Source organism: Botrimarina colliarenosi (assembly GCF_007859955.1).
In the GTDB taxonomy this organism is placed as follows: domain Bacteria; phylum Planctomycetota; class Planctomycetia; order Pirellulales; family Lacipirellulaceae; genus Botrimarina; species Botrimarina colliarenosi.
The window spans coordinates 1-20,483 of record NZ_SJPR01000004.1; the positions used below are offsets into that span (position 1 = coordinate 1).

Genomic DNA, 20,483 nt, shown 5'->3' on the forward strand with positions numbered 1-20,483 from the left:
TCTCGCAAGTCCGCGAGTCGGCCATCTTCAGCGGCATTCCCTTGGTCGAGCGATTAAAAGAAGCCGAAGAACGCGCCTGCGGCGTCTGGGTCCTCAACATCGAAACCGGCGAGACGCTCGGCTTCTGCAAGTTCGAGGAAGGGGTGCAAGAGATCTTCGCCGTCGAAGTCTTGCCGGGCGTGCGGTTCCCCGACCTCGTGAACCACGATGCCGAACTGGTCGGCAGAAGCTACGTCCTGGGCGACGCTGCGCTAGCTGACGTGCCTGAAGGCCTGCGAGCGTGACGGCTTAGGCACGATTGTCAAACCGTTCTTGAGAGACGGTTTGGGTAAGACCAAAATCGCCCTCCGCGAACACGACCTCAGCAAGTTCTGCAGATTGCTTCGTTGCCGAAGTTGCCTCATCCGCTCGCAGGAAGCGATCTGGCCAAGGCGCCGAGGTGTCGATTCGCGGGCAGGACCTCGGCGAGTTGGCGTCAGGCGGAACTTGCCGAAACTGGTCCAGCCGACCGCGTTTGGATTCGGCCTTTAGCCTCATCGGTCGATCCGACCGAATTCCGTTACGAGTCGCCCTATTGGATCACGGATCGTCATTTCCGATTCTCACTCGTCTAACCGGCGACGATGCTCGTTTCGACAGCCATGTTCACGGACGAGTCACGATCGGAAGGCATGCGGAGAAAGCGGCGGGCCGTTGCCGGCCCGCCGCCTGTCGAAATCTTACGAGGCCTTCGTACAGGGCCAGCGCGAATTCAGGGCAAGATAGGTAGCCGCCCAGTTTTCCTCGTCTGTCTTGTCGGCAGAGAGTCACTGCTGTACGCAATTCGCTCCGGTTGACGTTTGCATAGAGATCCGTCGAGCCGGATGCAAGACAAGCTGCGAAGGATTCCTTGTGACGCAGCTTACGCAGTCATATCCAAAGTTAGCGCTGGCCCTGGGCCTTCGTAGCACGGCTATCTGCCACGGCGACGCACCGCTCCGATCCCGGCCAGGCCTGCAAGGCCCGCTGCGAAGCCCGTTGGTTCGGGGACAAACGTACCGCTGATCCCGTCGACCCGCAGGCCGGTTGGACCGGTGACGTTGTCGAAGACGAACTCGATTGTGTTGCCCGACCCATGGAAGAAATTCGATGCGCCGGTGATGGTGAACGGCGTCAGCGACGAGTGGCCAAGGGTCGACTGATTCGTCGGATTGCCGTTGATCAAGATGTTGCTGTTGCCGTCGTCGGTCGCCCAGAGGCCATTTATGACGACGCTGTTCAAGTCGGCGTACGACGGGATCGTAAACGTGGTCTGGTACTTGAAGCTGCCGAGCCGGCCGTAGGCGTCACGTTGGGTGCTGACCCATCTCGAACCGCCGGGCCCGTTGACGTTGGCGACCCATGCAGGGAACGGGTAGCCGGGACTGTTGACGACCACGCCGGGTTGCGAGTCAGAGACGACGTAGTAGTGAGAGTCGGTCGCCCCGTTCCCCAGGGTGACGTGCGAGTTGTCGACGCCCGTGTTGTAGAGGTCGGTGATCGTCGCGGCGTCCGCGGAAGTCGTTGCCAAGACGGCAGTCAGGGTGGTGAGCAACTTGGCGGCAATCAGCTTGCGAATGTTCATGATTGGTTCCTTGGGTTCGAGACCGGTGAGCGGAAGTGTTGGCAGCGTGAGCGTTGGGCTAACGGACTCAGTCAAACGCGAGCTTGAGCTTCGGCTCCGCGAGATGCCTCGTCGTCCCAGCGGCGGCGGAGTTGACAGATCGCCGCGCCGCAAAGAGCGAGGCCGACCAGCGGCAACGCGACCGGCTCGGGGACGCTAGTCGGATACTCCGCGACGCGGATCGCGAACTGGCCCGAAAGAAAATCACTGGCCATCTGTGACGTCATCGTGCCGGTGAAGAACAGCTCTTTGCGGATATCGACGTCCGTGCCGGGCACGAGCGGGTCGAAGAAAAAGTCGACCTTCGGCCCAGACTGGCTGATGGTCAGATTCGTCGGGCCGACGACGCCGGGCGTCGAGATCGAAACGACTCCCCACTGCCAGTCGGGCGTAAGGATCTCTTCATGCCAGTCGGTCCACGCCGGGCCGCCGGCGCCGACCGTCAGGTACTCGTTGAGCGTCAGAATCGGCTGGGCGAGGAACTGGTTCAGGTCCCACATGTCGACCGTGCCGTCGGCGTTCTGGTCAGGGTCGGGCCGGAGCCATTTCTCGAAGGCGCCGGCGCCAGTCGCGTAGTCCACCTGGACCCGGTTGAGCGGCGAGCCAAAGTCGAATTCGTAGGTCAACGGGTCCTGGGGGACCGGGACGACGATCGGCGGGACCGGCGAGCCGCCCGGCCCGGAGGTGATCGGCCCGATCTGAGCCTGGGCGCCAGCAGCAGCGAGCACCAAGCCCAGGGCGAGCGAAGCAGCGAAGCAGCGTTGTACGAGCGGTTTCATCGGAGACTCCTTAAGGTGGAAGGGATGGGGGTGTGTCGTTGCTCCCACCCACCACATCGCGACGACGGCGACCGGGTAGACACGGCCGGCAGAAAAAAGTCGCTTTGGCTCCAAAAGCCCTACCAGCGCGGATTTCCGGCCTTCGGGAGACGGTTTCGTTGAGTCCGTCTGAGCAAGTCTCTAGACTGTGGCCGCAGGAGTGTCCCTTCTCAGCGGCCTTGCGGCGATTCTTACGACGACGGGGGACTGGCCCCCGGAGGTTCCCTTTCGTGAGACGGTCACCATGACCCCGCGATCCATGCGTCGCTCGATACTTGCCGGCGTTGCCGTCGTCACGGCGGCGCTCTTGGCGACGGCCCCGGCGGGCGCCAACTCGCCGTCGGCTCGGTTCTGGTTTTCACTCTCTCCGACGCAGCCTTACGAGTTCACGTCGTACGGCCCGCTCGGCGCCCAGCCGGGGGCGCCTCGGATGGAGCTGATCGAGAACACGAGCGGGTCGATCTACCTTTGGGCGCGTCCACAAACCGACCTCAGCAATCAATTGCTTCGGCTGCAGAACATCTCGTTGAACTTGGTCCTCGACGGCAATACATCGCCGGCGATTGAAATCGACGATGTGCTAATCAACAATCCGCCGAGCGACAGCGTCGCCACGAACAACCGCTTCGCCGTCGTCGTCGACTCCGCACACCAACAAATGGTCGATGCGGGCGGCGAGACCAAGGTCTATCCCGTTGTCTCGTCGAGTGGCGTTACCCGGTTCGGCGGGTTTACCGTGACGTCCCCCACGGCGACAACGGGAATCGGTCCTGTTTGCACGGGCGACTGCCTGGGCGGGCCGACAGAGCCGGCGTGGCTGTTGGCGCGGATCGATCTCACGGGTCAAGCGGCCGGCATGGTGCAGGGGTCGCTGCAAGTCGGCAGCATGGCGATCACCCACGAGGGTGAGACAACGCCGTTTACTAAGGTGCGGTTCGGCGCTGATCCTAAACTCTACGAAGCCGCTACACAGCGCGAGATGACACTCGACGTTACGCCGGAGGTCGAGCTGCTCGTCGTCGATTCGCTCGCCGGCGACTACAACCACGACAACCGAGTCGACGCGGCCGACTATACCGCGTGGCGCGACACCTATGGCGCCACTGGCGCCAATCTCCCCGCCGACAGCGACGGCGACCTGCAAATTGGGCCGGGTGACTACGGCGTGTGGCGTGCCACTTATGGCTCCGTCAGTGGCTGCGCCAACGCGGTGCCCGAACCAACGCCGCTGGTCCTGGCAGCGCTGATCGCCGTGGCCACCGCGGTTGGGCTACGGCGTGTTCCTCGCACGGCGCTGTTAGCGGCAGCCGTCGCCATGGGACATGCGACCGAAGCGCGTGCCGTTTTGCTCGACGCGAATTGGAATTTCGTCGGCGACGGCAACTGGTCGAACTCTTTCAATTGGGATACGCCGACTGCCCCCAACAACGGCGCCGACACCTACGACGTGATGATCGGGCCACTCTTCGCTTTTCCCTATGCCGTGACGGTCGACGTGCCTGTGACGATCGATGGCCTTTCCGTCGCCGACCCCGACGCGACGCTCGACATTCAGAACAGCTCTTTCGTTGTTAACAGCACGCTCGACCCGTTCATCGGCGTGCTGAAGCTGAGTGGCGCAATGGCGAGCCTCGAGTCGGTCTCCGGAGATCCGGTCGTCATCGAGCAGTCGCTCTTGTCGGAGGCAGGCTCGGGATTGTTGAATGCGGCTTCGTTGACCAATAACAGTCTCATCCATGTCACTAGCGGGGCGCTGTCAGTCTTCACTGGCGGCTCGATCCAAAACAACAACGAATTCCAGGTAGACGCCGGGGCAGAGCTGAACCTGCTCCCAGGCGTGGCCTACGCACACACCGGTCCGGCGGTGCTGCGAGGATCGGGAACTTTCGCGGTCGATAGCGATGCAAGCGGCAGCATCGACCTGTTCGACACCTTCACCAATGGCGCCCTCGTCAGCCCGGGAAACTCGCCCGGCATCCTGACGATCGCCGGCAACTATACGCAGACTACGTCAGGGACGCTCGAGATCGAGATTACGGGCCTCACTGCCGGCTCGAAGCACGACCGCCTAGATGTGGGAAGCGGCGCCACGCTGGCGGGGCAGCTCGATCTGGCGATCAGTTCATTCACGCCGTCGGCGAGCACGGAGATTACGATCCTGACCGCCGGCGCGACCGTCTCAGGCGGCTTCGACTACGTCCATGTCACGGGGCTCCCTTCGACCGTCGCGCAGCGAGTGGTCTACAACGCTAGCGACGTGCGTGTGCAGTTCGTTGCGACATCGACGCCGACCTTTACCGCGACAGGTACCGGCGCGAGCTGGTCCACAGCGTTCGGCGGTTCGGCCCCCGACAGCACGAGCATCGTCACCCTCTTCACCAACGTCCCGGGCGGGGCGGATCAGACGGTTACCGTGTCGGCGCCGACTGTCGGGACGGTCCCAAACGCGGCGCACTCTCTGCTACTAAGCGACACGACGGACAACATCACGCTCGCGATCAGCAACACCTACCTGTCGGTTTCTACGACGACGACCATCGGTCTGAACGGCGCCTTGGAACTGGTTGGAACAAGCCTGCTGGCGACCGAGTCGCTCGCGGTCCAAGGGGGCGGTCGCTTCGCCGGCGGTGGGGATGTCGTCGGCGATGTCGCCGTCGGTTTCACCGGCGCCGGCGTGGCGTCGTTCGACCCGGTCAATTCGCTGCAAGTCACCGGTGATTACGCACAGGCAGCCACAGGCCGCCTCGCGATCGAGATTCCCGGCGACCCGCTCAGCGGCAACGACAACTTGACGGTCACGGGCAATGTCGCGCTCGGCGGCATTTTGGAGATCGACGCCACGGATCTGACCAACCCGGAGTTCACGCCCGGCGCTGCCTACGATCTGGTGTACTACGAGGGCTCCCTTTCGGGCGAATTCGACCGGGTCAATGTCGTCGGGCGGGACGACATCTACTTCGAGATCGACTACGGCTCCGGGACCAGCAATTCGGAGGCTTTTGCCCGGTCGTTGTCTGCCGAGCTTTCGAGCTTGGAAGTCGCATCGGCGACCGGGTACTATCGCGGTGACGGCGACAACGACGGCGACATCGACCAGTACGACGCTCAGGTCTTCGCCGCGATGCTGCTCGACAACGAGTTGGACACGTTTACCTACATTGAGAACTCGCAGTCGAAAGTCGCAGCCGCCAGCTTCATCGACGCTTTCGACTTTGTCGAGTTGACGACGGGCTTGCGCGTGGTCGACTTCTACGACATCCCCCGCTTTGCTCAAGCGCTCGCCGACTTCCAGGGACAGTCGCTGGCTACCGCCTACGCAACGATCGACGCGGCGATTGTCGAGGCCCAGCTGCGTGCCTCCGTCCCCGAACCTGGCGCCGCCTGGCTGTTGGCCGCGACCTGCCTGCTTGGCCTTCCGTTCGGGAGATCACGATGAGCCGACGGCGCCACAGCGGCCGGGTTGCGACGGAGGCGTTTACGCTCATCGAGCTGCTCGTCGTGGTGGCCATTATCGGCGTGCTGGTCGCCCTGCTGTTGCCGGCGGTGCAAGCCGCCCGCGAGGCGGCGCGGCGGGCCGAGTGTACGAACCTACTGCGGCAACAAGCGGTCGCGCTGCAGAGCTACCACGCCCAGCACCAAGTCTTCCCTCCCGGCGGACGGATCCACGATGTGTCGGCCCAGAGCGGCGTCAGTTGGCGCGTGCTGGTGCTCCCGCACCTGGAGGAGCCGTCGCTCTACAACCGGATCGGCCCCACGCCCAACGGCGGCGCCACGACGTGGTCGCCGCAGTCGGAAATGCCCGCGCTCTTCCGCTGCCCCTCGGCAGAGCCGGCGGTGATGGGGATTTCAACGCTGCAATTGGCGGACTACTGGGGCGTCGGCGGCGCCGCCCGGCCCGGTGAAGGCCTCGCCTTGGAGCAAACCGTTTGTGGCGACCTCGACGCGAACGGCGTCCTCTACCCGGGCAGCAAAACGCGCATCGGTATGATCGAGGATGGCACGTCGCACTCCCTGGCGCTCGGCGAACGCATCTATGCTTTCCGCCCCTGGATGACCGGCGCCACCGCAGCAGGTAACCCGACCTACAAGATCTGCTCGGAGTCCGCGAACCAGATCCGTTACCCAATAAACGCCGACCACCTGCAATTCGGCTTCTATATCGGGCACAACCCGCTCCCGGCCGGCGGCGTGCGGTCGATGTTGCTCAACAATCTGCCGTTCGGCAGTAACCACTCGGGCGGCGCCAACTTCGCATTGGCGGACGGCAGCGTACACTTCGTGACCGACTCGATCGATTTCACCTTGCTGGGCGACCTCGCGACAATCGCAGGAGGCGAAGTCAGTCAGCTGCCTTAGAAGCTGGGGAGGCCTGATCGACTTCGAGCAGCGGCGCCTCGTCGCCGGCAAGTTGTGAAGCCAACTCGTAAAGTTCTTCGACCGAGCGAGGCCACAGCTCAGCGAGCCGACGCTCTGCGTCGCGGGCGGCAAGCAGGTCGTCCCTCGCGGTGGGAAAACCCGCCGCTGTCGCCGACCGTAGATCGGCGTTGAGTTTCGCTGCCTGCAGGAAGGCGTCATCGGGAAACTCTTGGGCAATCTCTTGTGCAGTCCGGTAAGACTTCGCTGCCCACTGGCGCGAGTCCTTGCTATCGGACGAAGCTGTCAGACGAGCGAGCCGCTCGTAAGCCGACCGCAACGCCTCCGCGAGGGGCAGCGAGCGCGGCCGGGCGACGCGCATACGCTCCAGTGGGCTAATCGCCGCCTTGATGTTGGCGACCGCATCGTTGAGGCGCCCTGCCGCTTCGCAAAGGATCCCGAGCGTCAGGTAACGCTGGGCCACGCGGAGATCCGATTCCTCGACTTCGGCGGGCGTTCTGAGCGCGTCCTCACGCTGCTGCAGTAAAGCCTGTTGGAGTCGCTTCATCGGCGGGCGATTCGCTTCCGGCGGCCACAGATCGCTGGGCTCGACGCGACCTTCCCAGGCGTCGAGTTGTCTTTGAAGCTGTGCGTTGGCGGCTCGGTAATCGCGCGCCTCGTCGCCGATCTGCTGGATCAACCCGTCCTTCTCGGTAACCAATTCCGCAAGCCGGGTGCGCTGCCTCTCGATCAGCATGGCCGCCGCCGGGCCCGTCACGGCCAAGAAGAGCAACAGCCCGAGCGCCGCCGCGCGATACGGGTTGCGCGCACACCAGCGAATCAGCCGCTCTGTCGGCGGCAGCGGCCGGGCGCGGATCGGCACGTTGCCGAGCCAACGCCGCAGGTCCTCGGCGACCTCTTGGGCGGTCTGGTAACGGCGCCCCGGCTCGCGCTCCAGGCACTTTGCGGCGATCGTCGCCAGGTCGAGCGGCGTCTGCCAGTTCAGCTTACGCGCCGTTGGGGCGTCCTCGGTCAGGCGCTGCTGCACCTGCATCTGGGCGTTGCCGCGAAACGGCAGCTCGCCGGTCAGCATCTCGAAGAGCATGACGCCGAGCGAATAGACATCGGTCCGTCGGTCGGCCCACGCGGCGCGGCCGCCTGCCTGCTCGGGCGACATGTAAGCAGGCGTCCCGAGCACCTGTCCGTCGACCGTCATCGTGACCTCTTCTACCTCGCGCTTCGCGAGGCCGAAGTCCATCAGCCGCGGCGTCACCTGAGCGTCGAGCATCACGTTCGACGGCTTCAGGTCGCGATGCACGACGCCTCGCCGGTGAGCGTGTTCAAGTCCGTCGGCGATCGCGGCGCCGATCTCCGCTGCCTCGCGGAACGAGGGACGGCCGGTCGTCAGGTAGTCGCGTACCGAGACGCCGCGCACGAGGTCGCTGACGATGAAGACCACGTCGCCATCGCGACCCACCTCGTGCACCGGCACGATGTTCGGGTGGCTGAGTTGGGCCGCCGAGCGGGCCTCGCGGAGGAACTGCTCGACCTCATCGTCCGAGAGCTGTCCGCGGCGGGGGATCTTGATCGCGACCGTGCGGTCCAGCTCGGTATCACGCGCCTTCCAGACCGTGCCGAACGCCCCCACGCCGAGCCGCGACACCAGCTCGAAGCGGTCGACCTTCTGCAGCTTGTGCGCCGCCCGCGTCTCTTGCGTTTGGTCGACGAGGCTGAAACGGCTGCCGCAGACGGTGCAGTCGATAGCGTCGAGTGGCGTGTCGCCCACCAGTTCGACGTGGTTGCTGCAGTGCGGGCAGCGGAGTCGCAGGCCACGCGATCGGCTCCGAGAGCGAGCATTCGCCGCCCGTTGCGACGACGACTTGAAAAGCACCGTCGCTCGCTGTTGAAGTGCCTCGTCGAGCGCACCGGCGTAGGGGGGCGGCAGGTCGGCGTTGAGATCGCGGAGACGGCCCGTGGCGTCGGAGATCCCATGCGACTCGAGCCGCTCGAGCGCTACGCCCAGCAGCTCGTTGAACAAACGTTGGCGGAGTTTCTCCGGAACCCGACCGAGAAACGGCCCGAAGGGCGGCAGCGCGCCGTCGCGTGTCTGCCGGTCGTACTCGTCGCAGATCGAGTCGATCAGCCGCGTCGCTTCGAGACGCTCGTTGGCGCCCGGCGGCTGATCGTGGCTGCCGTGCAGGTCAGACACCGTCGCCCTGCTTGTCGAATTCCGCCAGCGGGAAGCCGGCGTGGTGCGCCCACTCCTCGCGGATGCGGCTGAGCTTGCGCGTTATTGTCCGGCTGGTGCAGCCGAGCTCGGCGGCGATCTCATCGTTGGTGTTGCCGCCGAGTTTAAACTCGACGATGCGTTTGAGATCGCTGTCGCCGAGGCCCTTGGCGAGCCGCTCCAACTCGTCAGCCACTTCGACGGCGAACTCGGGCGTCGGCTCCGTGCCGAGGTACTCCTGCACATCGTCGAAGCGGCACTCGCGGTCGGGCCGGCGGCGCTCGGCGAGTTGACGGCGTTGTTCGGAGATCGCCTTACGGGCGGTGATCGTCACCAACAGAGGCCAAAGCCCCTCGCCATCGGCGAGGTCGGGGAACCGGTTCTCGCGGATGCCGATCATGACGCTCTTGAGCGCGCTCAGTGCGATGTCCTCGCCGGTCCGGTCGCGCGCTAGCCTGGCCAGCCGGGCCTGGGCCAGCGGGGCAAGGCGAGCAAAGTAGCGGCTCCATAAGTTCTGGGCCGCTAGGCTGTCGCCGGCCCGCAGGCCCTCGATCCAGTGCGCTACGCTGCCACCGGGGGCGGAGCCGCCACCGACGGGGTCGTCAGACGAGCAAGTCTTTCCCGGCGCCATGGCGACCTGCGGAAGAGGGGGGCAACCACTCGGCGGCGCGACCGCCGAAGTCGCCGATGAGTATATCGCCTGGGGTGGCATTCAGGGTGAGGATCCTTCGCCTTCGGGCCGGCGGGCGACGGGAGACGAAATCTTTTTCTCAGCGGCGTGTCTGGGGCCGAGCGGCCACCGCGATGAGGAGGGTAAGAGCCTTTCCCCACTTCCCTCGCAGTCTCGGAGAACCGCCATGTTCACTCACTCCAACTCCACCTCGTCACGCCGTTGGAGCTCGGTCGCGATTCTATCGGTCGCGCTGCCCTGCGTCCTATCGACCTTCGCGACCGCGTCCGGTTACAGGCCGGTCGGCGTCGGGGCCGTCGTCCCTGGCAGCGGCGTCTCTCGCTTGTACCCGAGCGGGCCCGCCTCGCCCTATACGGCCATCCGCGTCTGGGGCAAGGAGTCCGTCAACGACTTAAACGTCGACAGCACACCGACCATCGGGACGCGGCACGAGCAGCTTCAGCAGTGGGACGGGTGGGGCGGGGTCGCCGACGGGCACAACTACAACGGCACGCGACAGACCCCCAATCAACTGGAAGATGAGACCGACGCCCTCGCCAACTCACGCGACGCCTTGTTCGCTAACCTCCTGCAGGACCGAACGTCGCTCGTTTTCTCGATCGACGACGAGTCTTACGGGTGGAACGCCGCGGGCGCCTGGGGGAAGATGCGCTCGGTGCCGAGCGCCGGCCCCCTCTCAACGGCCAGCGGCCTAACCCTCGCCGGCGCCGGCGAAATCACCCGGTCGATTCCTGGCTCGTTGGGGCTGAATCGGTGGTCGATCCAGGCCGGCGTCGATGGACGCAACTACGCGACGGCGCCGACAAGCCGCGACCTCGCCGGTCTTGAGCTGTGGGGGAAAGGGATCGACCAAGACCCCCAAGCACTCGGCGACGCCGACAAGTACTCGCTCCGCAACGACCACTGGCAGACTGACGCCGACGGGACTTGGTCGGTGTTCAACGCCGACGGCACGGGCTACCTCAGCCACACGACGGTCGTCGATGCGGTTACGTCACTGCTTGGCGCCGTCCCGAGCACGGCAGGCGACCCGAACGCTTCTCGGGAGAGTCTGATCGATGTTGACGCCCTGATGGTGCGTGACGGCACGGGCAACCCGAATCGATTCGACCTCTGCACAGACCCGATGAACTGCACCTTCGCCCCGACACGCGGCGTTGACCAGGAGGGCATTCCACTCGTCGATGGCCTGCTGGGCCCGACCATTCCCGACATGGTGATTTTCAGCATCCGCCAGATCGCCGACGGAACGGGTTACTACGCCACCGGCAGCGAGCTGTTCGTGCTCAACCAGTACGGCGGTGTGAGCTTCCTCAACCAGGGGGGCCACCTCTGGGACCCCGCATTCGCGCTAAACAACCTGGCCCTTGTTGGAGTCAACATTGGCGACCCGGTGCAGGGCATCGAGTACACGGTTCCCGACATCGACGCCCTGGAGGCTATCGGCGACCTCGTCGAAACGATCCCGCTGCCCGGCGACTTCAACCGCGACGGCCTGGTTAACGCGGCCGACTACACGGTCTGGCGTGACGGGCTGGGGGCCGGGTTCGACCTGGACGACTACGAGACCTGGTCCGGCGCCTACGGCGGCTCGGGCATCGTGGGAACAGGCCCGGGGGTTGGACCCGTCGGCGTCCCCGAGCCGGGCACGCTCGTCCTAATCGGACTCGGCATCACGCTCGCCCACGCCCAGCTGAATCGACGCCAAAAGAGGCGTTACGCCGGTACCGCGCCGAGTGATACAGATTGCCTTGAGCCTGCCGTGCACGTCGCCGCCACATTTCGGAATCGGCAGTCTCGTTAGCGGCAACTACCGCAAGGGGCCAAACTCGCTGAGGGTGCCTCAACCTCAGCGCCGAAGGGCAAGGCCCAATCTGCTGAGGTCGTCTTCACCGACCACAGTTCGGTCGAGGCCGACAGAAGTCGATCCGATGGCGCGTGCCCGTGGACCGGCTAGAGACCCGTCGGATAGAACGGCTCATTTCGGCGCCGAACCTACTGAGGACCGGCACTTCGAGGGCTGATTCCTTCACGGCAAAATCCGCGGAGAAGTGAAACTTCTCCGCACTTTCGCGATCCGCCAAACTCGCGTCGGCGCAGCTCACCCTCGGTCAATTTCAGCCGCTCCACAACGACGGCGGGCGTCACTAAACCGCGAGCACGTCTCGCACGTCGGTGACGGTCATCCCCGCGGCGACGGCGGCTGCGATGCCGGCGTCGGCGTCTTCGAAGGCGTGGCACTTTGCGGCGGGGACGCCGAGCTGCTCGGCCGCCGCCAAGAACAGGTCGGGCGCCGGCTTTGGCGCGATCGGGTCGTCGGCCGTTAAGATCACGTCGAACCAGTCGAGCGCCCCGATCGCCTTGAGCGACTCGACCACGTTCTCACGGCAGCCGCCCGAGACCACGGCCATCGGCAGCACGCCGCGGTATCGCCGCGCCACCTCGACCACCGGCTCGATCGCGCCCACTTCACTGAGTCGCGCACGGAAGCGGCCCTCTTTCACGTCGAGGAACTCGAGCGCGTCGATCGTGACGCCATGCTCGGCGTTGATGATCTCGACGATGATGTCGGTCGGCTTGCCGGCGTGGGTGTCGATAAATCCCTTCGGCAGACAGACGCCGAACGGGACGAGGCACTCGTCCCACAGGGTGATGTGCAGCGGCATGCTGTCGACGAGCGTGCCGTCGCAGTCAAACACCAGGCCGGCCGTATCGGCGGGCCAGCCGTTGAGAATCTTGGCGATCATTTCTTGCGAGAGAGGGTCGCGGAGCGGCCCGTTGCGGTGGGACGGTGGGGGCGGGGCCCCAAGTATACGCCTACCCCGCCGCGAGGACGATCCGGTACCGCGCCTTGCCCGATTCGAGGTGCTCGAAGGCGGCGTTGATCTCGCTCATCGGGAACTCTTCGATGGTCGGCTTGATCGCGTGGCGGGCGCAGAACTCCACCATCTTTCGGGCGGTGACAATGCCCCCGGTCGGCGAGGCGCCAATCGATTTTTGCCTCATGATGAGCGGGAAGACCGTCGCGGAAACCTTCTCGGCCGCGCCGACCAGATGGAGCTTTCCGCCGGGCCGCAGCGCGGCGATGTAGGCGTCCCAATCGAGGGCCACGTTCACCGCCACCAAGATCATGTCGAAGCTTCCCGCGGCGGCCGCCAACTGCGACGCGTCCCGAGAATTGCGGAAGTGATGGGCGCCCATTTCGCGGGCTTCCGCTTCTTTGTCGGGCGACGTGCTGAAGGCGGTCACTTCGCACCCCCAGGCCTTCGCGAAGCCGATCGCCATGTGCCCCAGGCCGCCGATGCCGACCACCGCCACGCGGTCGGTCGGGCGGATGTCGTTCTCGACAAACGGGTTGAAGACCGTCAGCCCGCCGCAGAAGAGGGGGCCGCAGTCAACGAGTTCGACCTCGTCGGGAATGGCGATGACCCAGGCCGCCTGGGCGCGCACGCGATCGGCGAAACCGCCGTGCCGACCGACGATGGTCGCCTCGGCGTCGGGGCAACGGTTCTGATAACCCGACAGGCATTGATCGCACCGCAAGCACGACGCGGAGTTCCAGCCGACGCCGACGCGCTGGCCAACCTCGAGTCCCTCGACCCCTTCTCCCAACTCGGCGACGCGGCCAGCCACCTCGTGCCCGCCGACGAACGGGTACTGGGTCATCCCCCAGTCGTTCTTCTTCATGCTCAGGTCGCTGTGGCAGATGCCGCAGTACTCGACAGCGACCTCGACCTCGCCATACCCGAGGGGACCGGGCTCGTACTCAAACGGCTCGAACGGGGCGTCGGGGCCCGAGGCGGCGTAGGCATGGATCGGCATGGGAGAGATTCCGACGGTGGGCGTGAGGTACAACGCTCTGATTCAACGCCAGGTTAGCCAAACCTGCAAGCGTCCCTGTACGCGTTCATCAACCCAGCGGTAGTCAAAACTAAATAACACTGCCCCGGGAACTGGTCTGCCGTTCGATTCTTATGCTGGGTTAGACACCCAAATAGCAGGCTCCCCGTTTCTCAAAGTGCGTATCAGCATCCCTGTGACGATCGCGCCGCCACCGACAAGAATCACAGCTGATGCCAGAGATCCGATTACTTCGGAAGATGACGATGCAGAGCCAACACTAAAGCAAATTGCCGCCAGAAAGAGCGTCGCAAATGCCGTCCAAATCCATACTGGAATATTGTAAGCAAGCAAGTAGCAGCAAGGGATCACAACGAGCGTCAGGATCGTGGCGAATCCCAAGCCGAAGATCACCGCCCCGGTGAGAGGCTGCCAGAACTCGGCGCCGCCGGAAATGTTCAGGAGCAGGGGCAATAAGCCGCCGATCGTTGTGACGGTTGTCAGCAACACCGGCCGCAGGCGGTTGATGCCCGCCTCCATCAGGGCGTGGTTGACCCCCATGCCGCGCGCGCGGGCCTGGTTGGTGAAGTCAACCAGCACGATCGCGTCGTTGACGACAATGCCCGTCAACGCCACCAAGCCGATAAACGTCGCCAGGCTGAACGGGAACCCACACGCCCACATGCCGAGCACGACGCCGATGAACGACAACGGCACCGCCGTCATCACGATGGCGCTCTGGCGGAAGCTGTTGAACTGGATGGCGAGGATCGCGGTGATCAGCACCACGGCGAGGAGCATGCTCCAGAGCAGGTAGCCGAAGTTCTTGTCGCGCTCGTCGTTCTCGCCGGTGAACTCCGCTTGCAGCCCCTCGGCCGGCGTCGCGGAGCCGCCGAAGTACGCCTTGCTGAAGCCCTCGATCGTCTTCGCGCCCCCCTCGACCGGGCGGAACCCCAGGTCGGGGAGGATGTCTTTCGCGAGCAAAGCAAACACCTCAGCCGGCGTCCGCGGATCATCGACGTTGCACTTGGCGACGACCGCCCGATTGCGGTCGTAACGGTTAATACTGAAGAGCCCCGAACCGCGGCTCAGGTCGGCGACCGAGCCGATCGTCGTCATCTGGCCACCGGCGCCGGTGAGCATCACGCGGCCCAGTTCTTTCGGGCTCCGTTGGTGCTCGGGGGCGAGTTGAATCCGCAGGTCGACGTCTTCGTCGTCGAGCGTGATCTGGATCCGGTTGTCGCCGGCGATCGCGATCTGCACCGCCTCGGCGACCATCGCGTCGGTCATGCCGAACAGGCCGATGATGTCCGACTTCGGCTCAACGACGAGCTCGGGGGCGTCCGGCCGGTAGTCGGTGGAGACATCGACCGTGCCGTCGATCTCGGCGATGCGGGCGGTGATCCGCTCGACGATAGCGCCGAGTTGGTCGAGGTCCTTGCCGGTGAGCCGCACCGACACCTCGGCGCCGCCGGGCGGGCCGTCTTCGACCTCCTCGACGCTGAAGATCATGCCCGGCAGCGGCTGGATGTTCTCGCGCAGGTAGTGGATCACTTCCCCCTGGGTGACGTTGCGGTCCATGGGCGGCAGCATCTGCACCTGCACCTGGCCGAACTCGGGCCCGGCGGCGGCGTCTTCGTCGACGCGCATCGCCAACGCGCCCGACGAACCAACCGACGTCACGTAATGCTGCAAGGCGCCGGTCGCCTCCCAGCGTCGGAGCGGTTCGGTGATCACGCGCGAGGCGGCCAGTGTCTGGTCAACGCTATAGCCCAGCGGCAGCTCGTACTTGACGATGAACTGCCCCCGGTCGCTCGAAGGGAAGAACTTGAAACCAAGCTCGCCGATGAGCAGTTTGGCGCCCCAGCAGGCAATCAGCATCCAAACCAACACGAAGACGCGGTTCTCGAGGCTGAACTTGAGGACGCCCGCGTACGCCTTGGTGAACGGATCGAGTTTCGGACGCACCCGCATCGCGACGCCGTTGGCGTCGACCGTGGGAACGTGCTCGACCTCTCGCTTGCGGTACCAGCGGGCGGCGAGCGTTGGGATGATGAAATGGTCGACCAGGATCGAGCCCGCCAGCGCAACGCTCACCACCTTCGGCATGACGCTCATGAAGTCGCCCATGATGCCGGGCACCAACAGCATCGGCAGGAACGCGGCGATCGTCGTGAGGTCGGCGGCGATGACGGGGATGCCGACTTCGGCGATGCCGGTCTTGGCGGCTTCGACCGGGTCCTCGCCGCGTTCGATGTGCCGGTGGATGTTCTCGGCGACGATGATGGCGCCGTCGACGACCATGCCGAGCACAAGGATGAAGCTGAAGACCACCATGTTCGACACGGGGATCCCGGCGGCGTAGAGGAACACCAACGCCACCGCCATGCTGAACGGGATCGCCGTCAGCACCAGCACCGAGATCCGTAAGCCCATCGTCCAGGCGAGGATGATCAGCACCAGCATCGCCCCGAAGATGGCGCTGCTCCCCAAGACACGGAACATGACCCAGATCTCGCCCGAGGCGTCGCGCGTCGTGTCGAATCGCAGGTCGGGGTACTGCTCGCGGAGGTTCTCGACCATCGCCTTGACGGCGCGGGCCGCGCCGAGCGTGTTGATGCCTGCCTCCTTGTTGACGATGATCACCGCGCCCGGCTCGCCATCGAACTCGGCGCCGTTGAGCACGCGCCGGTAGCCATCCACGACCTCGGCCACGTCCTTGACGCGGATCACCCGGCCTTCTTGGTTGCGGATCACCGCCTCGGCGATGTCGTCGACGCCGCGGAGTTTGGTCTCGTTGCGGACGCTGCGATTGAAGTCGGCGGTCTCGAACGAGCCGGCCGGCACCTCGGCGTGGAACGCCGCCAGCGCCTGCCGCAATTGGCTCAGCGTGACGCCGTACTCGTGGGACAGATCGGGGTCGACATTGACCTGAACCTCCCGCTCCTTGCCGCCAAACAGCTGCGTATTGGCGACCCCATCGACCGTCTCGATCTGCTCCTGCACGTCCTCGGCGATGGTCTTCAGTGAGCGCTCGTCAAAGCCGGCCGGCGCGCGGATGTTGAGCAACATCAGCGGCATGTTCTCGAAGTCGATATCCGTGACGAACGGCTGCACCTCGCGGCCGGCGGGCAGCTCGTTCCGCACCCGGTCGATGAGGTCCTTGACCTCACGGCGCCCTTCGTCGGGGGTGACGCCGTCGAGGAACACGACCTGCGTCACCGCCGAGCCCCGCATGCTGGTCGAGGCGATGAAGTCGACGCTCTGCAGCTCGGTGAGCGCGTCTTCGACCTTGCGGACGATCTCGTTTTCGGTCTCCGTCGGCTTGGCGTCGGGGTACGGGATCGCCACGAGGACGACCGCCTTGGTGATCGCCGGGCCGAGCTGGACGGGCGTAAACATCGCCGCGTAGACGGCCAGCAGCAGAACGATGATCGTTCCCACCAGGACCATCCGGGGCCGTTCGATGGCGGCGTCGCTGATCTTCATGCGGTCGAGGTTGGCTGGAGGGCTGGGCCCTGTCGTTCGCCCCTCGCCCGTCTTGGGAGGGGCCTTCGCGGGAGGAGCCGTCGCGCTATTTCTGCTGGGTCACGCTTGCCCGGCTTAAGACGGCCGGTTCGGTGTCGTCCGCCGTGACGCGGACAAGCTGGCCGTCGCGGAGCCGTTCTTGCCCCCGGGTCACAACGGGGCCGAGCGACGTCGCGTCGGCCGGGATGAGGATGCTCTCCCCCTGGTCGATCCAGCGGTCGAGGTTCACGCGGCGGGCGCGCTGAACCTGCGACTCGCCGACGTCCCAGAACATGACCGGCATCGTGACCGGGTCGTCCTCGACGGTGAACAGATACGTCTGCCCCGATCGGAACAACACCGCCGATTCGGGCGCCGAGTAGGCGAGCACCCGGTCGGTGACGATCTCGGCGGTCGCAACCATCCCGGGACGCAGCAGGCCGGAGTCGTTGTCAACGACGACTTCGACTTCGAAGAGCCCCGTCACCGTATCGGCCCGTTGGGCGACGCGGTACACCTGCGCTTCGATGGCGGGCCAGTCGGCGCCATACAGGTCGGCGCCCTCCAGCCGGACATGGGCGCGAAACACGCCGCTCTCAGGGTCGGCCGCGTCCAGTCCCTTGCGGCGGGCCTCGGTCACTTGTCGGCGGCGTAGCTCCAACTCGCGGACGCGCGCCTCGGGGACGTTCACGACAAGCCGGAGGCGATCGTTCTCGACCACTTCGTAGATCGTCTCGTTCGGGTTGACCGACTCGCCCGCCTCGACCAGTCGCCGGGCGATCACACCGCTCACCGGCGACAGCAGCACGGAGTCTTCCAAGTTCTTCTGCGTCACCTCTTGCGCGGCCTGCGCTTGGGCGCGGAGCGTTATTGCGTTTTGAAACTCCGAATCGGTGATCGCTGCGCGGGCGCGGCGGTTCCGTTCGACGTCGGAGGCGGCCATCTCAAAGTTGGCGATCGCCTCGGCGACCCGGGCGCGGAGCACGCGGTCGTCGAGCCGCGCCAGCACCTGGCCCGCCTCGACACGGTCGCCGTCGTCGAGCGGCTCTCCTCGGGCGTTGACGCCGAGCGTCGCAACCCGGCCGCCGATCTCGAAGCCGAGGGAGTAAGTCTCCCAGGCCTGGATCTTTCCGCTGTAGCGGACCACCACGTCCCGGAGCGCCGGCTCGACCGCGACGGCTTTGACGAGCGTCCGGGGCTGAGCCGCGAGCCGCGGCGGCTCGATGTCAGCGGCGGCGGCGATGACATCCGACTCGTTCGACTTCTGACTCACGTACCACATCGCGCACGCGGCTCCGATAGTGAGCAGGACAAGAAACGTGAAGCGGCCTAGTCGGGCCAGTCGCTGGGTCATTGCGTCGTGTCGCCGTGGTCGATTTGCTAACCGTCAGTTCGCCGCCGGCTCGGTGCCAGAGGCGCCACTGTCTGGGAAATGGTAGGCGGCCAGGCGAAGCCCAGCAACGCGGCCTCGTCTCAGGGCATGCGCGTTCTCAAGGCAGGGCGGCCCGCAGCGCGAGCGTCGCCTCGTCGAGCGACACTCCCGAGGCGGCAAACCGCTTGTGGCGATTGGTGGGCCCTGAGACGAGCTCCACGCGTCCTTTAGCGATCCCCAGCGCCGCCGCGAGGACGCAGACGACCGCGTCGTTAGCGCGGCCCCGGTCGGGGGGCGCCGTGACAGCAACACACAGCTCGTTCTCGCGCAGGCCGGTCACGCCATTGCGACGGGCGCCCGGCTGTGCCCTTACACGGACGACCACTCCCGAGGCGGACGGCTCGAGGACGCTACGGAGCCGGTCGTCACTCATGGCGCCGGCACGAGCTGACCCTGTCCCACCACCACCGCCAGCGACAAGGAATTGAAAGTCACGTGCATCGCCACCACCGCCGGGTAGCTGTGCGTCTGGCGGTAGACGTAACCCAGCCCGAGGGCGAGCACCGCAATCGGCACGGGGGCGTAACCTTGGTTCGTGTGGGCGAGGGCGAAGGCGAGCGAGCTCGCCACGATCGGCCAAGTCGCTCGGCGGCCGCCGATCCGTTCGAGCCCGCCCTGCAGCAAGACACGGAACGCCAGCTCCTCAAAAAGCGGAGCGCCGACCGACGCGACGAGTCCGATCGAGAGCAGGCTCTCCCAATCGGAATCGTGCAGTAAGCTTTCGATCGCCGGATGCAAGGTTGGATTGCCAAACAACAGCACGAGGACGTAGTTCGCGCCGTAGACGAACGGGAGCATCGCCATGCAAGCGAGCACCCCGAGGCCGACATCTCCCGCCAGCTTCCTGGGTAGGTCACCGAGGCCTAGATCGCCCCAAGTCAGCCCCCGCGTCGGATAGCGAGCGATCAAGACGGCGACGGCGATGGCGGCGAAGGCCAACTGCGAAAGCAACTGCAGCACCGCGCCGCTGAGTCGCAGGTCGCCGGTCGGCGCCGCCTCGTCGTTCACACTGGCGGCCAGCGAGAGCGCGGCGCAGACGAGGTAGAAACCGGCGAGCAACGCCCCCTCACCCCCCCACGGGACCGGTCGGCGGCGGCGCGGTTCGACCGCCGGCAGGCCGTGCAATAATCGTCCGCCAAACGTCCACAACGCCACGACCATCAGCCCCAGGACCGCGAAGGCCAACGTGCTAAGCCAGGGCGGCGGTGTGCCGGGAGGCATCGGTATCAGTCCTGGTGGGGCGGGTCCGACCGCATCGCCGCGATCGCCGAGCGAGTGTACGTAATTCCCGACAGCACCGTTAGCGCGACCATCGCCCAAACCGCCGCGTCCACCAAACCAGGCTGCAACGTCACGGTTAGTTGTAAGTCGCTCCACTGCGGTGACAAAGTTAGCGACGTGAACCAGTTCACTGTCCGCCAAGGCGAGATGTAGAGCAAACTCAACGCCGCGGCGATCACCTGGAGGACGAACTTCCACTTGCCAATCCAGACGGCCGAGAAGTCGCCGCCGCTCGATTCGACAAACGCGCGGAGCGTCGTCACCAAGAACTCGCGTCCCAGCACGACCACCGCCATCCACGGGACAATGCGCGAGTCGGGGATCGCCGCCAGGTAGGTGAACGTGCCGCAGATCAGCAGCTTGTCGGCCAGCGGATCGAGAACCCGGCCAAGCCGCGTGATCGGCCCCCAACGCCGCGCCCAGTAGCCGTCGGCCCAATCGGTCGCCGCGGCGAGCACAAAGGCGATCAACCCCACCCGGTACCAGCCGAGCGACAGAAACACGAAGCACGCCACCGTCACCGCGAGACGCGACGCTGTAATCGCGTTGGGCGGGTCGCTAAGTTTCCCCAGCGGGACTTCAGAGTTTCTCGGCACTTCTTTTTTTCTTTGCCGCAGAGGGACGCCGCTGGACGCTGATGCGATTTGTTACTGATGACCGATCGATCAGGCAATTCGATCGAGTTTAGCTTT

At 65.4% G+C, this 20,483-nt stretch carries 15 protein-coding genes; 4 read left to right on the forward strand and 11 right to left on the reverse strand.

Annotated elements, in window-relative coordinates; genetic code table 11:
• A partial coding sequence (locus tag Pla108_RS14075) for a DUF4915 domain-containing protein (protein WP_146445612.1) occupies positions 1–284 on the forward strand: 284 nt, incomplete at its 5' end.
• A 668-nt stretch (positions 285–952) separates the two neighbouring features.
• On the opposite strand, the gene Pla108_RS14080 is transcribed toward Pla108_RS14075, so the two are convergent.
• Both Pla108_RS14080 and Pla108_RS14085 read right to left on the reverse strand, forming a co-directional pair.
• Positions 953–1,603, reverse strand: a complete 651-nt coding sequence (locus Pla108_RS14080) for a hypothetical protein (protein ID WP_146445613.1) — start codon at positions 1,601–1,603, stop codon at positions 953–955.
• Positions 1,604–1,674: 71 nt separating this feature from the next.
• Positions 1,675–2,421: a hypothetical protein gene (locus Pla108_RS14085; protein WP_146445614.1), complete on the reverse strand. Its 747-nt coding sequence runs from the start codon at positions 2,419–2,421 to the stop codon at positions 1,675–1,677.
• Between the two features lie 283 nt (positions 2,422–2,704).
• On the opposite strand from Pla108_RS14085, the gene Pla108_RS14090 reads away from it, so the two are divergent.
• Both Pla108_RS14090 and Pla108_RS14095 read left to right on the forward strand, forming a co-directional pair.
• Positions 2,705–5,896 carry a hypothetical protein gene (locus Pla108_RS14090; protein ID WP_197526558.1) on the forward strand — a complete coding sequence of 1,064 codons (3,192 nt, stop codon included), beginning with the start codon at positions 2,705–2,707 and terminating at the stop codon, positions 5,894–5,896.
• Complete coding sequence (locus Pla108_RS14095; RefSeq protein WP_146446000.1) at positions 5,893–6,816, forward strand: DUF1559 family PulG-like putative transporter; 924 nt, start codon at positions 5,893–5,895, stop codon at positions 6,814–6,816. The genes Pla108_RS14090 and Pla108_RS14095 overlap by 4 nt, the downstream gene beginning before the upstream one ends.
• Here Pla108_RS14095 and Pla108_RS14100 read toward each other — a convergent pair.
• Both Pla108_RS14100 and Pla108_RS14105 read right to left on the reverse strand, forming a co-directional pair.
• A complete protein-coding gene (locus Pla108_RS14100; protein WP_146445616.1) occupies positions 6,800–9,022 on the reverse strand; it encodes a serine/threonine-protein kinase in 2,223 nt (740 codons plus the stop codon). The two genes, Pla108_RS14095 and Pla108_RS14100, sit on opposite strands and share 17 nt — an antisense overlap.
• The gene (locus Pla108_RS14105) at positions 9,015–9,671 is read right to left on the reverse strand and encodes an ECF-type sigma factor (protein WP_197526559.1); all 657 of its coding nucleotides are present in this window, start codon (positions 9,669–9,671) and stop codon (positions 9,015–9,017) included. The genes Pla108_RS14100 and Pla108_RS14105 overlap by 8 nt, the downstream gene beginning before the upstream one ends.
• A 226-nt stretch (positions 9,672–9,897) precedes the next feature.
• On the opposite strand from Pla108_RS14105, the gene Pla108_RS14110 reads away from it, so the two are divergent.
• Positions 9,898–11,535, forward strand: a complete 1,638-nt coding sequence (locus Pla108_RS14110) for a PEP-CTERM sorting domain-containing protein (protein WP_197526560.1) — start codon at positions 9,898–9,900, stop codon at positions 11,533–11,535.
• Positions 11,536–11,878: 343 nt separating this feature from the next.
• Here the strand turns inward: Pla108_RS14110 and Pla108_RS14115 are convergent, their stop codons facing one another.
• The 7 genes from Pla108_RS14115 to pgsA form a co-directional block, all read right to left on the reverse strand.
• Positions 11,879–12,478 carry an HAD family hydrolase gene (locus Pla108_RS14115; RefSeq protein ID WP_146445619.1) on the reverse strand — a complete coding sequence of 200 codons (600 nt, stop codon included), beginning with the start codon at positions 12,476–12,478 and terminating at the stop codon, positions 11,879–11,881.
• A gap of 70 nt (positions 12,479–12,548) precedes the next feature.
• Complete coding sequence (ahr, locus tag Pla108_RS14120; RefSeq protein WP_146445620.1) at positions 12,549–13,553, reverse strand: NADPH-dependent aldehyde reductase Ahr; 1,005 nt, start codon at positions 13,551–13,553, stop codon at positions 12,549–12,551.
• A gap of 150 nt (positions 13,554–13,703) precedes the next feature.
• On the reverse strand, positions 13,704–17,060 hold the full coding sequence (locus tag Pla108_RS14125) for an efflux RND transporter permease subunit (protein WP_146445621.1): 3,357 nt from the start codon (positions 17,058–17,060) through the stop codon (positions 13,704–13,706).
• An 85-nt stretch (positions 17,061–17,145) separates the two neighbouring features.
• A complete protein-coding gene (locus tag Pla108_RS14130) occupies positions 17,146–18,432 on the reverse strand; it encodes an efflux RND transporter periplasmic adaptor subunit (RefSeq protein WP_146445622.1) in 1,287 nt (428 codons plus the stop codon).
• Positions 18,433–18,568: 136 nt separating this feature from the next.
• Positions 18,569–18,883 carry a DUF167 domain-containing protein gene (locus Pla108_RS14135; protein WP_146445623.1) on the reverse strand — a complete coding sequence of 105 codons (315 nt, stop codon included), beginning with the start codon at positions 18,881–18,883 and terminating at the stop codon, positions 18,569–18,571.
• A complete protein-coding gene (locus Pla108_RS14140) occupies positions 18,880–19,731 on the reverse strand; it encodes a CPBP family intramembrane glutamic endopeptidase (protein ID WP_146445624.1) in 852 nt (283 codons plus the stop codon). Before Pla108_RS14140 ends, Pla108_RS14135 begins: the two co-directional genes overlap by 4 nt.
• A 5-nt stretch (positions 19,732–19,736) precedes the next feature.
• On the reverse strand, positions 19,737–20,387 hold the full coding sequence (gene pgsA / locus Pla108_RS14145) for a CDP-diacylglycerol--glycerol-3-phosphate 3-phosphatidyltransferase (protein WP_197526561.1): 651 nt from the start codon (positions 20,385–20,387) through the stop codon (positions 19,737–19,739).
• Positions 20,388–20,483 lie beyond the last annotated feature (96 nt).

Excerpts from the sequence above, each read along its gene's own strand:
- Pla108_RS14080 (WP_146445613.1), bottom strand. The coding sequence starts at position 1,603 with ATGAACATTCGCAAGCTGATTGCCGCCAAGTTGCTCACCACCCTGACT.
- Pla108_RS14085 (WP_146445614.1), bottom strand. The coding sequence starts at position 2,421 with ATGAAACCGCTCGTACAACGCTGCTTCGCTGCTTCGCTCGCCCTGGGC.
- Pla108_RS14090 (WP_197526558.1), top strand. The coding sequence starts at position 2,705 with ATGACCCCGCGATCCATGCGTCGCTCGATACTTGCCGGCGTTGCCGTC.
- Pla108_RS14095 (WP_146446000.1), top strand. The coding sequence starts at position 5,893 with ATGAGCCGACGGCGCCACAGCGGCCGGGTTGCGACGGAGGCGTTTACG.
- Pla108_RS14105 (WP_197526559.1), bottom strand. The coding sequence starts at position 9,671 with ATGGCGCCGGGAAAGACTTGCTCGTCTGACGACCCCGTCGGTGGCGGC.
- Pla108_RS14110 (WP_197526560.1), top strand. The coding sequence starts at position 9,898 with ATGTTCACTCACTCCAACTCCACCTCGTCACGCCGTTGGAGCTCGGTC.
- Pla108_RS14115 (WP_146445619.1), bottom strand. The coding sequence starts at position 12,478 with ATGATCGCCAAGATTCTCAACGGCTGGCCCGCCGATACGGCCGGCCTG.
- ahr (WP_146445620.1), bottom strand. The coding sequence starts at position 13,553 with ATGCCGATCCATGCCTACGCCGCCTCGGGCCCCGACGCCCCGTTCGAG.
- Pla108_RS14125 (WP_146445621.1), bottom strand. The coding sequence starts at position 17,060 with ATGAAGATCAGCGACGCCGCCATCGAACGGCCCCGGATGGTCCTGGTG.
- Pla108_RS14130 (WP_146445622.1), bottom strand. The coding sequence starts at position 18,432 with ATGACCCAGCGACTGGCCCGACTAGGCCGCTTCACGTTTCTTGTCCTG.
- Pla108_RS14135 (WP_146445623.1), bottom strand. The coding sequence starts at position 18,883 with ATGAGTGACGACCGGCTCCGTAGCGTCCTCGAGCCGTCCGCCTCGGGA.
- Pla108_RS14140 (WP_146445624.1), bottom strand. The coding sequence starts at position 19,731 with ATGCCTCCCGGCACACCGCCGCCCTGGCTTAGCACGTTGGCCTTCGCG.